At 43.2% G+C, this 15969-nt stretch carries 14 protein-coding genes and 2 pseudogenes; 7 read left to right on the forward strand and 9 right to left on the reverse strand.

Annotated features, from left to right (window positions below; genetic code table 11):
• Positions 1–132: 132 nt before the first annotated feature.
• Together bioA and VB740_RS24980 are read right to left on the reverse strand one after the other, a co-directional pair.
• Positions 133–1455, reverse strand: a complete 1323-nt coding sequence (gene bioA, locus VB740_RS24975) for an adenosylmethionine--8-amino-7-oxononanoate transaminase (RefSeq protein WP_323202567.1) — start codon at positions 1453–1455, stop codon at positions 133–135.
• 95 nt (positions 1456–1550) lie between these two features.
• On the reverse strand, positions 1551–3032 hold the full coding sequence (locus VB740_RS24980) for a GTP-binding protein (RefSeq protein WP_323202568.1): 1482 nt from the start codon (positions 3030–3032) through the stop codon (positions 1551–1553).
• A gap of 229 nt (positions 3033–3261) precedes the next feature.
• Between VB740_RS24980 and tpiA the strand changes: the two genes are divergently transcribed.
• Positions 3262–3993, forward strand: a complete 732-nt coding sequence (gene tpiA / locus VB740_RS24985; RefSeq protein WP_323202578.1) for a triose-phosphate isomerase — start codon at positions 3262–3264, stop codon at positions 3991–3993.
• Positions 3994–4045: 52 nt separating this feature from the next.
• Positions 4046–4906 carry a dihydropteroate synthase gene (folP, locus tag VB740_RS24990; protein WP_323202569.1) on the forward strand — a complete coding sequence of 287 codons (861 nt, stop codon included), beginning with the start codon at positions 4046–4048 and terminating at the stop codon, positions 4904–4906.
• On the opposite strand, the gene VB740_RS24995 is transcribed toward folP, so the two are convergent.
• Positions 4903–5748: an SPFH domain-containing protein gene (locus VB740_RS24995; protein ID WP_323202570.1), complete on the reverse strand. Its 846-nt coding sequence runs from the start codon at positions 5746–5748 to the stop codon at positions 4903–4905. The genes folP and VB740_RS24995 overlap by 4 nt on opposite strands.
• Positions 5749–6163: 415 nt before the next feature.
• On the opposite strand from VB740_RS24995, the pseudogene VB740_RS25000 reads away from it, so the two are divergent.
• Together VB740_RS25000 and rpsU are read left to right on the forward strand one after the other, a co-directional pair.
• A pseudogene (locus VB740_RS25000) lies at positions 6164–6509 on the forward strand (hypothetical protein).
• 305 nt (positions 6510–6814) lie between these two features.
• Positions 6815–6994: a 30S ribosomal protein S21 gene (gene rpsU / locus VB740_RS25005; protein WP_323202571.1), complete on the forward strand. Its 180-nt coding sequence runs from the start codon at positions 6815–6817 to the stop codon at positions 6992–6994.
• Positions 6995–7262: 268 nt separating this feature from the next.
• Here rpsU and pth read toward each other — a convergent pair whose 3' ends face one another.
• The 4 genes from pth to psbH all read right to left on the reverse strand — a co-directional run bounded on the left by pth (position 7263) and on the right by psbH (position 9661).
• Positions 7263–7904, reverse strand: coding sequence for an aminoacyl-tRNA hydrolase (gene pth / locus VB740_RS25010; protein WP_323202572.1), 642 nt, complete (start codon positions 7902–7904; stop codon positions 7263–7265).
• A 145-nt stretch (positions 7905–8049) separates the two neighbouring features.
• Positions 8050–8322 carry a TatA/E family twin arginine-targeting protein translocase gene (locus VB740_RS25015; protein ID WP_323202573.1) on the reverse strand — a complete coding sequence of 91 codons (273 nt, stop codon included), beginning with the start codon at positions 8320–8322 and terminating at the stop codon, positions 8050–8052.
• A 48-nt stretch (positions 8323–8370) separates the two neighbouring features.
• Complete coding sequence (locus VB740_RS25020) at positions 8371–9207, reverse strand: Rpn family recombination-promoting nuclease/putative transposase (RefSeq protein WP_323202574.1); 837 nt, start codon at positions 9205–9207, stop codon at positions 8371–8373.
• Positions 9208–9457: 250 nt separating this feature from the next.
• Entirely contained in the window at positions 9458–9661 is a 204-nt protein-coding gene (gene psbH / locus VB740_RS25025) for a photosystem II reaction center phosphoprotein PsbH (RefSeq protein WP_322642164.1), read from the reverse strand.
• Positions 9662–9746: 85 nt separating this feature from the next.
• Between psbH and psbN the strand changes: the two genes are divergently transcribed.
• Positions 9747–9878, forward strand: a complete 132-nt coding sequence (psbN, locus tag VB740_RS25030; RefSeq protein ID WP_012410654.1) for a photosystem II reaction center protein PsbN — start codon at positions 9747–9749, stop codon at positions 9876–9878.
• A gap of 197 nt (positions 9879–10075) precedes the next feature.
• Here psbN and VB740_RS25035 read toward each other — a convergent pair whose 3' ends face one another.
• Positions 10076–13399, reverse strand: a complete 3324-nt coding sequence (locus VB740_RS25035; protein WP_323202575.1) for an alpha-mannosidase — start codon at positions 13397–13399, stop codon at positions 10076–10078.
• A gap of 87 nt (positions 13400–13486) precedes the next feature.
• Here VB740_RS25035 and VB740_RS25040 point away from each other — a divergent pair, with 87 nt between their 5' ends.
• Positions 13487–15136: a hypothetical protein gene (locus VB740_RS25040; protein WP_323202576.1), complete on the forward strand. Its 1650-nt coding sequence runs from the start codon at positions 13487–13489 to the stop codon at positions 15134–15136.
• A 173-nt stretch (positions 15137–15309) separates the two neighbouring features.
• Positions 15310–15606, forward strand: coding sequence for a hypothetical protein (locus tag VB740_RS25045; protein WP_323202577.1), 297 nt, complete (start codon positions 15310–15312; stop codon positions 15604–15606).
• A gap of 4 nt (positions 15607–15610) precedes the next feature.
• Here the strand turns inward: VB740_RS25045 and VB740_RS25050 are convergent.
• A pseudogene (locus tag VB740_RS25050) lies at positions 15611–15925 on the reverse strand (lysophospholipid acyltransferase family protein); the annotation flags it as partial.
• Between the last annotated feature and the right edge of the window lie 44 nt (positions 15926–15969).

Consider the following 15969-nt stretch of genomic DNA (forward strand, 5'->3'; position numbering starts at 1 on the left):
CCGAGTTCAGAAGCTCAAGCTTCGAGTTCAGAAGTCAAAGTTCCGAGTTCAGAAGTCAAAGTTCCGAGTTTAGAAGTCAGGGTTCCGAGTTCAGAAGTCAAAGTTCCGAGTTCAGAAGTCAAAGCTCCCAGTTCAAACGTCTAACTCCTGCATCATCTGGCTGATTTTCTTCCAGGTATCCTGCAACACCTCAGCCGTCAGGCAATATGGCGGCAACAAATAGACCGTGTTCCCCAGGGGACGCAGCAGGAGTCCTATCTCCAAAGCCTTTTTGCGGATGATCTTACCAATGCTTGCCCCGTATCCGGCATCCGCCACTTTGATATCGAACGCGGCAATTGTGCCACACAGGCGGAAGCGTCCAAGGTGAGGCAGGTTCTTGTTTTCGAGGGACATTAGTCCCGCCTGGTGAACTTGGTGAATCATTTCAATCTGCTTGAATGTGTCCTCCTCCGTAAACAGCCGCAGGGAGGCTAAAGCCGCAGCACACCCCAAAGGATTCGCCGTATAGGAATGCCCGTGCGCCAGCGCCTTGTCGAAGCCGTCGTCCAGAAATGCTTCATACAAATATTCCCGACAAACAGTGACAGAGAGGGGCAGGAAACCCCCGGTCAAACCCTTGGCAAGGCAGATCATGTCCGGTATCCATCCCACCTGCTCTAACGCGAACATTGTACCTGTGCGCCCAAAACCGGTCATCACCTCGTCGAAAATCACCAGGACACCAGCCTCCTTCACACGTTTACACACCTGCTGAAGGAAACCGGGCCGAACCATTCGCATCCCGGCAGCACCCTGCACCAGAGGCTCTAGGATAATCGCTGCCGTTTCCTGCCCGTGTTCTGCCAAATAACGGTCAAGCTGGGCCAAGCTGTCTTGCTCTTTTTCCTCGACAGTCGAATCACTGAGCCAAGTGATGGGGTAGGGTAAAAATTGTACCGGAAACAGCTTTGATGCGAAGGCATCGAAAAATCCTGACTGCTTCCCCGCTGACATCGCACCAAAGGTATCACCGTGATAGCCACCCTCGAAGGCTAGCAAATGGGTACGTCGGGTATCCCCTATGTTGCGGTGGTATTGTAAAGCAACCTTGAGGGCAACCTCGACGGCAGTAGAGCCATTATCTGAGAAGAACACGCGGTCTAAATCGCCGGGTAGAAGACTAGCTAAACAGTTAGCTAAATTGAATGCCGGTTCATGGATGCATCCGGCAAAGATCACTTGCTCCAGTTTCAACGCTTGCATTGCGATCGCCTGAGCAATCGCTGGATGGGCGTGACCATGCAGGTTTACCCACCAGGAGGAGATTAGGTCGAGGTATTCGCGATCGCTAGCATCCCTAAGGACAGCCCCCTTACCTTCGGTAATTAGAAGAGGGGGTGAGTCCGTCTGAACCTGGGTGAAGGGGGGCCAGATATGCCTGTAATCTTTTGTGTCTAAAAATGACGAAGCCATATATGAAACTTTAATAAATATCTGAATATTTTTATCTGGTTTATCGAACAGAATTCAGAATTCTGAATTCTGTTCGATAATTCCACATCTATACATCACTTTCTGAGTTTTACCTTGTGGAGTAATTCATCTTTAATCCGGTTGAGAATTGAAGTCTCATCCAGGTTTGCCAAAATCCGATTAATTACTGCTTTCGGTCCATCAGGCCCCCAAGTCGCGCCATTAGCTAAATAAACTTTGGTAACTTGTCCAATCCCGTAAGAAGAAACACCAGCTACTCCCGCTTGCGTGATTGCTACCGATATATAAGGACCCAACGCAACACCTGCGGTAGCTGTTGCAGAGATACCAAGTAAAGTTTTTAATCCACTCAAGCCCAAATTTGCTAACAATTCACTAGCACCAATTCCGCCCATACTCAGGGCAATTTTTTGTAGCAGTTGTACAGCCCCGGCTTCAGTCATAGAGAAGCCATAGAGTTTAGATAAACCCAAAATCAGAGCAATATCAATCACCACACTACTGAGAATATCTACCACAGTTACGGGATTAAGTGCGATCGCTAATGCTTTGGTCATAACAGCCTTCCAAATCAACTGATTGGCATTCACCTCCCGAATCATCAGTTTCCGTTCTATCAACTGCTCATTGACGATATCGGCATAAAGCATGGTATTGAGGGCAACCAAAGCTTTTCCCTCACGATGTAGAATTTCCAAAATTTTCAGCTTCAGTTCCTCAACTTGGGCATTACCTGTACGCAACTGTATGCCCCTAGTGCCATCAGGACGACGAATCGCTGTCTTCACCAATGGCGATGCCGCAGCCATGACAATTTCCAAAGGTGTGAGTAATTCCCGCACCCTTTCATCCCGGATTTTGTGATAAATTGCTATCCGGTCTGCTTCTGGATACTGGTCTACTTTGTTAAACACCAGAATGATCGGTTTACCTGCTTCCCGCAACTGAGAAAGGGCAGCATATTCTAGCTTTGTCATGTCACCAGAGATTACAAACAGAATCAAATCTGCTTGTTTGGCAATCTGTTCAGCTAACGCGGCACGGGTTGCACCATCTACTTCGTCTAACCCAGGAGTGTCAATTAATTCCACCTGCGATTGACCTACGCCAGGGAGAGTGACTCGCAAAGCACGTTCAGTTTCCCCAATCGCTTCCTCACTAATACTCCAATTAACCCTTTGTGCAGCACGGGTGACACCATGCAGCGGCCCAGTTTCAAATACTGTTTGCCCAACCAAAGAATTGAGTAAAGAAGACTTACCACGCCCCACCATACCAAAAGCCGCAATCTGCACTACCATACGGTCTAATTTCCCCAGCATGGTTTCTAAATCAGCAATTTCCGTCTCCAACCCGGTTTTTTCTTGAGGGGTGAGGTCGAGATTGGTTACTAAGTTTCGCAGCGCCGTTTGTGCTTGTTTATAATTCAGTTCCGTCTGAATATCTTCAAAACTGAAAATGGCGCTATCCAGTTCTTCCTCCCAGCTGAGAGAATTGGCGTCAGTGTTGGCAGAATCACTTTGATGAGGTTCAGGCACGGGCAATGTCGAAGTCATATCAATATGAGATTTGAAATTTGGGATTTTTAAATTACCCCTGTCTCTTATCCTAGTTATTTTTAACAGAGGTTTGGGCATTGGGGACTGAGGACTGGCGCTTTTCTCCAATTTCTAATGCCCAATGACTAATGACCAATGACCAATGACTCATGACTAATGACTAACAAAAAGTCATAAACTGAAAAATGCATCTAAATAACTCGTTAGGATCTTGACTAAATTACCTGTGCGGAAAATCGTTATTGCCGGCAACTGGAAAATGTACAAAACCCAGGCAGAAACCCAAGAGTTTCTCCGAGGATTTCTGCCCCACCTAGAGGAAACCCCCCAAGGGCGAGAAGTGATATTATGCCCTCCTTTCACTGATTTAAGCGTTTTGTCCAAGACTTTGCACGGTAGCCTCATCCAATTGGGGGCACAAAATATCCATTGGGAAGAATATGGAGCCTATACGGGTGAGATTTCTGGCCCAATGCTGACAGAAAGTGGTGTGCGCTTTGTGATTGTCGGTCATAGCGAACGGCGGCAATTCTTTTGTGAAACGGACGCAACCGTTAATTTGCGCCTCCGAGCTGCTCAAAGATTTGGTTTGACCCCAATTCTCTGTGTTGGTGAAACCAAACAACAACGGGATGCGGGAGAAACTGAATCACTGATTTCTCTCCAACTCGACAAAGGGTTGGTAGATATCGATCAGGATAATTTGGTGATTGCCTACGAACCGATTTGGGCAATTGGTACTGGTGACACTTGTGAAGCAGCGGAAGCTAATCGAATAATTGGCTTAATTCGTAGCCAGTTGAGTAATCCTAATGTATCAATTCAATATGGTGGCTCAGTCAAGCCAAATAATATTGATGAGATCATGGCTCAACCAGAAATTGATGGTGTTTTAGTGGGAGGAGCAAGTTTGGAACCTGAGAGTTTCGCTCGGATTGTGAATTTTCAGTCAGTGTGATGTGCCTTCTTCTTGTTCCCATGCTCTGCATGGGAATGCCTAATGTAAATTTATGCCAAGCAACTTGATAATTCGAGGACGCTGTTTCGAGTGGGGACAGCGGACTTATTTGATGGGTATTTTGAATGTGACACCTGATAGCTTTAGTGATGGGGGTGAGTTTAACACTACCTCTGCTGCTTTAGTACAGGCACAAGCACTGGTAGCTGCTGGCGCTGACATTATCGATGTGGGCGGTCAATCAACTCGACCAGGGGCAAAGCAAATAACTCTGGCGGAGGAACTTGACCGCGTGTTATCGGTGTTACAGGTGCTAAGACCAGAAATTTCAGTCCCGATTTCTGTAGATACTACCCGTGCTGCTGTAGCCAGGGCATCTGTAGAAGCTGGAGCGGATATTATTAATGATATTTCTGGCGGCACTTTTGACTTTGAAATGTTGCCAACAGTTGCAGATTTAGGTGTGCCGATAATTTTAATGCACATCCGGGGAACACCACAGACAATGCAACAACAGACTGATTATCAAGATTTGCTCGGAGAAATTTATAATTTTTTAGCTGGGCAAATTAAGGTAGCAACTGCTGCGGGTATTGACCTGGATAAAATTATTATTGATCCTGGTATTGGTTTTGCTAAAAACTATGAGCAGAATTTAGAAATTTTTCGCCGCTTGCGATCGCTCTCACCACTCAATTGCCCTATCTTGGTAGGAGCATCCCGTAAAAGTTTCATTGGTCGCATTTTAAATCAACCAGATCCCAAAGCACGAGTTTGGGGAACGGCAGCAGCTTGTTGTGCTGCTATTTTTAATGGCGCTGATATCCTCCGAGTTCACGATGTTCAAGAAATGCGCGATGTTTCACTAGTAGCCGATGCCCTATTGAGACAAGCCGCACAGCTTGACTGTTAGGTATTACCGTTTTCGTGTTTTTTGCCGTTACCTTCTTGAGTGACTGACTCGGCTATCAACTCCTGAAACATTTCAGTTGAGTTAGCTGGGTCTACAAAGACAATTTTGGCATTAGTGCTCTCACCAAGTTTTTGGCTGGCACCTACGTAATCTTGAGCCACCAGATACCGCAGAATGTCCCTGCTTTCAGGATTAGAACGTAAGGCTTGAGAAATTATCTCTACTGATCTCATAGTTCCTTCTGCTTTTTTAATCGCAGCTTCCTTCTGCCCTTGTGCTTCGGTAATCAGCGCCCGTTTTTTGATTTCAGCGGCTTGCTCCTCTTCCCTAGACTTTCGTACACTCTCAGGTAGGGTAATTCTTTGAAGGTCTAACCGGAGAATCTCAACTCCCCAATCTGCCGTTATCTCATTCAGCTGGTCTATGATAGCTGAGTGCATCTCCGTTCTGGAGACATTGGTCTGCTCCAGAGTATTCTGGGCAATGATTTCCCGGAGCGTGGTTGTGGTTATCTGTGTCAGTGCCCCTTGGAGATCCTCAATAGCATAAAAGCTTTTCTCAATATCTCGAATGCGCCAGTACACAATAGCATCCACTTCAACGTAAATATTATCTTGGGTGATCACATTCTGAGGTTTGATGTCTAAAAACTGTTCTCGTGTAGTATCTTCCATCACAATCTGATCAACGAAGGGAACAATAAAGTTCAACCCTGGCTTAAGTTTCCGATGATACCGCCCCATGCGTTCGACTAGGGCTTCATTACCTTGATTAATTAGTTTTGCAGAACCTAAGGCATAAGCTATAAGTACTAAAACTATAAAAATGATTGGCGTCTCCATATATACTCCTATTTATTCAGCTTTTGGAAGAATTTAGTGTCAAGGATATGCTAATAGCTTGTCATATCTTTGAGTTTAATGTTTTGAGTCTGTAATTTTATGGACACCAGCAGCGATGTCTGATGTCAAGTCGTCGTGGGTCTTGTACATATTCTGTAAGTAGGCTGTTTTGCAGAATGCGTAGAAGCTCTGCTTCTTGTCGTCAGACATCGCTATTAAAGCACCTGGATAAAAGGCTGGCAAGGACTACTTTCTGTAATTAACATTACTTGTACTGATATCTTCAGACGGTAGAGGTGCTAATTCAGTATATTCACTTAATTAAGATTAAATGCTGTAAAAATTATTAAAATCTTAAAAATTTTACTATAACCGGATTTAAATTGGCTTCAGCCATTAAAAATGTAAAAATATTATGGGCAGGCTGTTAATCAAACTTATAGGTTTAATTCTACTTTTTACAGGCATATACTTTTTTGGACAAAGCATTATATTTGTTGGCGGTTACTATTCCTATTTTGACAGTAGATTACCTGCTACAGCTTCAGTTATAGCAACTATATCAGGTATATTTGCATTAGTGTTTTTTCGTAGAGAAACTGGTAACTTAGGATGGATTTTTCTAGGCATTGGCATAATACTAGTTTTTTTTAAGCGGTGGAGTTATTTTAAAGCCAACTAGCTTATAGAATTTCATAATTGCTTTTGCAGCATTAGCGTCAGGATATAAATTACTAAATCAGGGCAGAATCAACTTTTAAAATCTATAAATATCATCATCTACTCTCATTTATTTTAGTAATCAATACTACATTATTACTCAGTTAATAATAGAGCAATAAAAATTTAGCTTTATAATTTTCCTATCTTCTCTATTGCTTCTGAGAGTACATTAGGCTACTTAGATTAAGATTGAGTTAAGCATCGGTTTCAGGGCTTAGAGGCAGACATAACCCGCCTCAATCGAACGAATAGTTTCTTAATCATGGCTTTAGCTTAGGGGGGTTTTACTAAGGTTGAAGATAATATTAAAATAGGAACTATTGATAATGAGGAACAAGCAAGAATGACCCAGGTGGTTTTAGGAGAGAATGAAGCAATAGACTCAGCTTTGCGTCGGTTTAAACGTCAGGTTTCCAAAGCTGGGATATTAGCTGATGTGAAATATCATCGGCACTTTGAAACACCGATAGAAAAGCGCAAACGTAAGGCAGTGGCAGCTAGACGCACAAGGCGTTTTCAATAAACTTATTTGGAGTATACGGGCGTTGCTTGAGGTTATGACCTAAAACAGGCAATAGCACGTAGTCTTAGCCCGTCGTAGACATCGCCATTATTCTTACAAAAATTAAGCAAACTATGCCGCACCCCAAATTAGGGTGTAGATGGGTCACTTCTGCTCTGTACAAAAGGCGTTAAGGCTTTATCTCAGTTGGATGGAACAAGCTAAGATTGCTGCCCATCAACCAAAATAAGCGCCTTTGCCAAACTTACAAAGCAGTATTCATCCAACCCTAAGAATCAGAATTATTAATGGTGCGGCTATTACAAATATTCATCGCCTTTTCTACTCCCTGCTTGAGGCTTAGTTCAATACACTCAACCACGAATTGAAGTACAAGAGACATCTGCTGATTTTCGGCAGCAGAAAATCGCCCCAGCACATGAGAAACAGCATCAGAATCATCGTTATTAGCTGCACCTTTGGGTTTACCAATACCGATTCGCAAACGGGGAAAGTTTTGGGTACTAAGATGTGCGATCGCACTTTTCATACCGTTATGTCCACCAGCCGAACCAGATAAGCGCAGACGAGTTTTTCCCAAGGGCAAATCCATATCGTCATAAATCACCAGCACTGACTCAGGCGGCAATTTATACCAACTTGTCACCGCTTGTATGGCTTGTCCTGAGCGATTCATATAAGTTAGCGGCTTTAGCAAACGAATCTTGCCTCCACCTGGGGCCATACCCTCGCCATACTCACCCTGAAACTTGCGGTTTTCTGCCAAGGAAATGTGCCAAGAACGGGAGAGAGTTTCTACAGCAGCAAAACCGATATTATGGCGTGTTTGGTCGTACTTAGCTTCTGGATTCCCCAAACCAACAATTAGCTGGGGAATCACCAAAGCTGGTTGCTTAAGAGCTTCTGTCATTTTGCCTACAGTCAATTGATATCCAGCATTCTCCTAGTAAAGGCGGAAATAAACCTACTATTTCATTACAGCCAAAAAGCCCAGAATTAAAGCATTCATGACTTTTGACTTTTGACTTTTGACTTTTGACTTCCGCGTAGCGGTACTAGCTAGGTTGCGAAGAACTAGCGGTATCCTGCTCAGATTTAGCAGGGTAGATTTGCTTAGGTTCCAGTTCAGCAGTAGTTTTGACAGCTTCTTCTAACTGTTCTGCTTCTTTTTGAAACTCGTTTTGAAAATCTTTGGAAGCTTCTTGGAAACTACGAATTGTTTTGCCCACACTCCGACCAATCTCTGGCAGCTTCTTTGGGCCAAAGATTAACAGCGCCACTACCATAATTACACCCATTTCCGGCAGACCGATACCAAATATATTCATTTTTGTCTCCTGTAAACTATAGAACCACTACCATAGACTCATATATTATTATTGGCCCTTCTGCTCTAATGTATTGAACCAAGTTTTTAAATCTGCGATCGCCTGAAAATCTAACAAAGCTTCACCGAGATTTTCTAATTGCTCTAGGTCGAGGCTTTCAACTTGCTCACGCACTTCTTGGGGTAATTCTCCCACACGGCGAGTTAGTAGACGAACAATGAGCGATCGTTCTCGTTGTTCTCCTCGTTGCTCCCCTTCAGCAAGAATCTCTTGATAAATCACTGATTCGCGCATCATACCCTCCCGAAACAAGTTTCTAATCAAGTCTTTTTCGTATTTTAACCCCGCTAAGATTTGAGTGTAGGTGGAAATTTCTAGCCGTTCTCTTCGCTCAAGTTGATTCACTCGTTCCACCACTTGTTGCAACAAGGCTTGGGGTTGGGTGGTTGCTGTTAGTGGTGCTAAGGGTAACAAAGCCTGATTATTGAGAAATAGTTCGGGATTTTCTTGCCATAAGCAAATTACGCGATATTCGTGACGGGTGGTTTCGACATTAAAGACAGTTTCAATTACTGTCTCTGGTGTGGGAGGAAGCAATAATACGACAACTTGCGTGATTGGTAGACGATACAACCGATACAACCTTACCCAATAATCAAGCATCCGCAGGGGTAGGGGTGGTGTAGATTCGAGCTTGGTTTGAAATTCCAGGTGGAGAATGCGTTCTTGAAGTTGTAAGAATGTGACGTAATCAGCGCGAATTGGCTCAATACTCAATTCGGTTTTGAGGACTGTGACACCAGTTTGCGGTGTACCTAATACCCAACTGGCAAAGGTAGCAGGATGTTTTTCGGACAAAAGTTTGCAGAGGTTGTCAAAGGACATGAATGATGGAGAAAAATCTCATGTGGTATTGTGATTATCTCGTGGATGGTTGTTGAGAGGGAGCGAAAGGTTGTCACGATTTGCTATCAGTGAGTTTGCACCGCAGTTTAAGTAAATCAAGTACTTAATTCTGACCGGAGCCGGAGAAGTTTTACCTTTGCTCCTAAAATCTGAATCACAACTCACAAAAAAACCCGGAAGAACCGGGTGTAAAATAACTTGTTATCCAAACTTGATAGCTGTATATCCGTTAGCGTCCTAAACTCCGCCAATCGACATTTACATCCTGAACCAACAATGTTCTATTGTATAGTTGCAGAATAATCAGCAGAAACACGAAAAATAGCCCAATAAAAACAGCCATCACAGGGGTAGTACCCCAACCTGGAGCCACTTTCCCATACTCAGAGTTAAGTGGTTTCAGGATATCTCCCAACCTAGTCCTTTGTGCCATAGTTCACCTAAGATTACTTGCCAAAGCTTTTTTTAATCTTCTGTAATATTCTATAAGAATAGCACTCATAATCTATCTCTCAATTATGGAACCCGCAATAGTTCTTAGCATTTCTATGGCTGCCGTGGTGGTTGCCATCACCGGCATTTCGATTTATACCTCCTTTGGCCCTCCTAGCAAGGAATTGAACGATCCTTTTGATGACCACGAAGATTAAAAGAGTCATTAGTCATTAGTCATTTGTCATTTGTCAATGGTCTGTGGAAAACCACAACTGACCACTGACATAGCACTAGTACAGCACGGCGTAAATAAGCAGACCATTGAAAAGCCCTAAAAAGCTTATTCCATAATACTTTTGACTTTTGACTTTTGACTTTTGACTTTTGACTTCCGCCTTGCGGTACTAGTGACTTACTCCAGCCTGGGATTAATCGCTGGCATTACCTTGAAACTGGCGATTTTCCAAGGCTGTATCGTCAAGATTTGTTGCTCAGATGAGAATTCAGTAGTAGAAGAATGCTCTAACAAATCTACTGTATCTTCTAGATTCAACCCTAAATCACTTTGCAAAGATAACTCGGCTGTTTCTCCGTGACATTCATAACACCGCAGAATTAACTGCTGTGGGTCATCCTCAGATGGCTTCAAGGCCATCAAAATTAAATTTTCAGCTGATAAATCTAGAAACCTCACCCCTTCAATAGCGCTGTTAGCAGTAGTGGGGCGTTGAGCCAGTGCTGTTAGCGGTAGCGGGGCGTTTACGTTGTGAGTTGTAAGTGGATTCAATATCACTTGCAACGGTAGATTCAATTCATAACCACGTCGTACTGTATGGGCTGATTCCCAGCTACCAGCATGAGGATACAAGGTATATGTGAACTCGTGAAAACCTCGGTCAGCTTCTAAGTCTGGCCAATTAGGGCTGCGTAGCAGTGTCAAGCGGAGTTGATTCGGTTTGCTGTCGTAACCGTATTTACAATCATTCAGCAAACTAACTCCGTGAATACCCTCCTGTGCTTCTCCTGTCAAATCAGCCCAACGCAAAGCCGGAACTTCCCATTTTGCCTGTTCTGCGGGGGTTTGCGGTTTAGTTGGGCGGCGAATTGCGCCACAGGGAATTTCATAAGTAGCAAAGTCTGCTTCAATATTTAGAGGAAAGGCAGCTTTCACTAATACATGATTTTCTTGCCAATTGACGGTAGTAGCTATGTTCAGCAGAGGTGAACCAGTTTGTAGAATATAGTCTTGGCAAAATTCCGATTCACCCAACTGACGCACCACGCGCACACGGCTTTGCACAGGGCCTTGTTCTAACCACTGAATAGATAGAAGATTTGTTGAGGGTAAAGGATGTTGAGCGTAGTTGGGGTCTATATTCCAAGCATCCCAATATTGACCACTGTCTTTAAAAGCTTGTAGTTGATTCCCCGCCCCGCTTAAAATTTCTCGTTGATAAGTTTTATCAAAAACACTTGATAAATCTCCAGTATCAGGGTCTATAACAACTCGTAGGAATTCATTTTCTAAAATCCAGTCTGGGAGGAGTGGGGGGGATGAGGGGGATGGGGGAGATAGGGGGGAAAGCCAAAATATGCGGTAGCCTACGGGTGGAATTTCGGAGGCGAGAAATAGTAGGGTTGATGGTTCAGATAATTGGGAGACAAGCTGCTTTCCAGAAGTGTCGTAAATTTGCCATTCTTCTGGTGTGGGTAAAGCTACAGAGACTACCTCAGAGCGTTGCCAGTTGAGAGAATTGAAAACGAAAATAGGTAAACTATTGGGTTTTGGTGGTTCTGATAGGGTAATGTGAGATGCGATCGCTAAAAGTGATTCTTGTAATATTTTCGTTCCTATTTGTTCCACTTGCTGCCATTCAGGCAACGCATCTGTGTAAACTTGGGTAATTGAAGAACCAGGTAAAATGTCGTGAAACTGTTGAAATAACACCTGCTTCCAAGCTGCTTCGATTTCTGCTTTAGGATATGTCACACCACAGCTTACGGTTGCCAAAGTAGCAAATAATTCGGCTTCATACAATAAATTTTCACAACGACGATTCCAACGTTTTTGATCTGCGTGGGTAGTGTAGCAACCGCGATGGAATTCGAGGTATAGTTCGTCATTCCAGATGGGGAAGGCAGGGGAAGCAGGGGAAGCAGGGGAAGCAGGGGAGGCAGGGGAGGCAGAGGAGGCAGAGGGAGAATAATAACTCTTAACTCCTGAATTCTGACTCCTGAATTCTGTCTCCTGCCTCCTGCCTCCTTCACTGATTTGCTGTAAATATTTTTCAGCCGTTGTGAATTCGATATCTGGGAAGAAAGGCGACTTTTGCCAGCGTTGGGCGGTTTCTAACATATCACGGGTGGGGCCGCCGCCGTGGTCGCCGACACCGGGAAGCCAGAGGGATTCTGGTAAACCAGTTTGGGATTGCCATTCAAGAGCGTAGGATGCCATTTTAACTGGGTCTATAGCTTCACCGATGGGTGCAGACATGAAACTAAAGACTTCGCTACCGTCAGGCGATCGCCACCAAAAAGCCCCATAATTAAATTTAGTAGTATCATTCCACCGCAACTTCTGCGTGACAAAATATTCAATTCCGGCATTAGCGAAAAACTGCGGTAAAGTTGCACAGAAACCAAAAGAATCTGGAACCCACACCACAGTTGAAAGCTTGCCAAATTTTTCCTGGATGTAGCGCTGACCATACAATAGCTGACGGACTATTGATTCACCAGCAATTATGTTGAGTTCTGGTTCCACCCACATGCCGCCGACAACTTCCCAACGTCCAGCAGCTACCTGTGCTTGAATCGCCCTAAATAAATCCGGGCGATGTTCTTCAATCCAAGCATAAAGTGCGGGAGTTGAATGACAGAAAATTAACTCAGGAAAATCTTCTTGTAGCTTCAGAACCGACTCAAAAGTGTTTTGCGCTGCATTCCAAGTTTCACTCACAGGCCATAGCCATGCTAAATCTAAGTGAGCATGACCCAATAGGAAAATTTTAGATTTTTGATCCCCCCAACCCCCCTTCAAAAGGGGGGCTAAGATATCGGATTGAATTAGGTTTTGGCGTAACTTTACTAACTCTTCCTCCGTGTTCTCTGCGCCTCTGGGGTTCGTAATTTCCGCCAGCATCGTCGCCAAAACATCTAACTTCTCCGGTGCAAATTTTTCTAAATAAAGTTGCAGCACAGCTAACTCATCAGCCACAAAACCCGGATCGGGATTATTATCAACAGTAGACTCATAAACTAGGAGCGATCGCACTAAAGCACCATCACAATGTCCCGGACTCACTAACCGCAAAGCCACAATAAACTCTTCCCCTGGCGTTACGCCTTGACTAAGAAGTACTCTCGGCGAACAATCAAATAAATCACCCTCCAACACTAACTCCCCATTCACATAAATCTCAGCAGCATCTGCCCACCAAACCAGCGCCAGCCGCAAAGATAACCCAGCTAAGGGATAGCCCTGTAAATCTTGGGGAATCACTAATCTTTGCACTAGCCATAACACTTTTTTCCCGCCTGTCCAAGCGATATGTTCTTTAGCATTCAATTGGACAGGTTGCCAATTTGACAAATCAGCAGCTACAACATCAGTAATAATCAGGTCACATTCCTGGTATAGCCAACTAGACTGAAGATTAACTTGACAAAAAGAGCGCAGTTGCTCAATTGCTTGTGAGATGATTTTGGTCTGGGATTGAGAGACAGTCGGGGTCATATATTCGCTAAGATGAGGTGTTGGTCGTTTTTATTGTTTGGCGCGAGTCTCACAACTTAACAAGACTTGGACTAAAAAATTACTACTATGTCTTCTGGTTCCTCTGGTCGTTATCAAAGCAGACTGTTTAACTTTGTTCACCAGCAATCTCGGCGGGTGACACAACAGTGGGAACACACCTTCCGGCATTTGCAAGTTGCTACTAAGTGGGGTGTGGAGGTATTACTTTACCCAGTGTATCTACTGTTTCAGTCATCTGAATCATCTGGGAAAACGCTACAGACCAAAGAACCACAAACTAGACTAAAGTTACAACCAAATGATACCGATTTCCAGCCCGAAATTCCAAATGTTGATACTCCCATTCAACATGTACTCGAGGCAGTAAATTATCTGTCATCTGATGAAGCCGCTTATACTGCGACGAAAACATCTGAAGTTTTCAAACCCTTGGCTTTTTTGGGAGTTTTTCGGCTGAAATTCGTTGATAATAACTCTACAAATAATGCTAATTTTACACAATCATCAAATATTACAGACTATAAAGCCGGAAGTCTGCAACCTTCACAGCTAGAGAACGCTCTCCAGCAGCATCTTCCAGTAGTGCGGGGAATTGCCACAGATTTGATGAATCGTAGTTTAGTCCTTGTTACTGCCGACAATGAAGTTCTAGATGTTTTGACACCTCAGCAGCAGGCAAAATTAGAAGATAGGATTATTAATGAAGTTGCTAGTTACTGGAAGTATTGGCGGTTGATTATAGCTAAAAGAGAAACGGAGCTATTACCACAAATTGACCGATTATTAGCAAAACTCACTGATGGTAATATAGCTAAAATGCCAGTTTTAGCCGAGGCGATACCAAAAGATTTAATTAATACAGATAAATTATTAGCATTTCTAGATATAACCGTTGCGAAGTTGGAATCAAATGCTTTAGTACCTGTGCAAGAACGTAGTCAGGAAATTGTTCAAGTTGCCCAAACTCAGTTAAATATATTTCTTTATGGCAAAGAGCAATTAGCTGCTAAGGGAGAAATTGCAACCGTTGCTGATGGCTTGGAAACTCATACACTGAATCTTCAGGGTTTGATTGAGGCGGCGCTTAATTACTTTTTTGGTGTTGGAAATAGAAAAACACTTGAACCAACAACCAGCGATGAGCGATTGTCAGGTAAAAGATTACCATCACTCCTGAGAAACGCATTGTCTAAAAGCAGCGAGTTGGAAAAACAGGATTTAGCAGATGATCCTTGGCTAACGTGGAATGATTTATTTGGTGATACAGAAACAGTTGCTGACAAATCAGGTACACTTTCTCAAAGAACAAATCCTGCTTTACCCTCAAGTTTATCAGTAGGGCATTTTCCACAAAATAAATTGAGTGTAAAACAGCCTAAAATCGGATCTGGATTGCTGCAAAGGAAACAATCAACTAGTAATCTTGCCTCAAGTCAAAAAACATCGGGAAAAGTCGCCTCTGTAAAACAAACCCAAGCCAGCATTTCCCAAACTAAAAGTAAGAGTCGTAATGGGGAAATTTTGAAACAGCAATTTAATCAAACCAGTCAAGTTGAAGCACAGCCAGACTGGATAGAAATTAAAGCAACTTCAACTGGCTATGAAAAACATCCCTTAGAGCAGCTTCTGGAATGGGTTGATTATGTTATGCTCTGGCTAGAAGAGAGATTTGTAAAGATTTTTCAGTCATTCCGGCAGATGTGGCAGGGGAAATAATACTAATTCGTAATTCGTAATTCGTAATTCGTAATGAGCTACGCCCCGCTATACTAGCGTAATTCGTAATTAAGCGTTGTTGGATTTTATCTGATTTTCTAGGTTTACATTTGTAGACTGATTTTGGAGAATATTTTTAAAAAAGTGAGATGTACTCATTGGTGGTTGTCTAAGTGAAAATTATTGTTTACTGTAAATACTTCGATTTTAAAAATCCATTAGATAAACCAAAAATTGAGACATTTGTAGTGAATGTGCCTCAAATACCTAAGATAGGTGAAACAATTGTAGTCGAAAGAATTTCACCCCAAAAGCAGTTTGTAATTATCTTTGAATACATTGTGACAGCAGTGCAATTTAACGCTTCTAGGGAATCGACTGATTCAGCAGATGCTCAAGTAAATGCATCTTTGAACCACTGTTGGGAGGGAACATCAAATTTCAAATTCACAAACTTTTTAGAGCAATAATTTCTTACCACAACATATGATTTAGGAAAGAACGTAACAGCTTTAATCCTGTTGGTTCTTGATAGTTAGTTGGCAACAGAGCCAGCATCGCATTCTGTAACGCCTCTAAAGCTACTTCTACTTCCTGGCGCTTTGGTCTGGTTGTTTGGGCAAAGTGTAACGGTTCGCCTACTCGAATTATTAACTCTTTTCTTAAATAAAGGTCATGAGTCCCAATCAGCGCAACTGGAATAATCGGTACACCTGCGCGTAAGGCATAAATCACAGTTCCGCGTTTCAAAGGGAGATGTAACTTACCCTCAGTATTTCCTAGAGAGCCAGTCCAGTAGAAGGCATTGACAAATTAAGCAGATTGTGAGCTAG

Origin of the sequence: Nostoc sp. UHCC 0251 (assembly GCF_034932245.1) — a bacterium.
In the GTDB taxonomy this organism is placed as follows: Bacteria; Cyanobacteriota; Cyanobacteriia; order Cyanobacteriales; family Nostocaceae; genus Nostoc.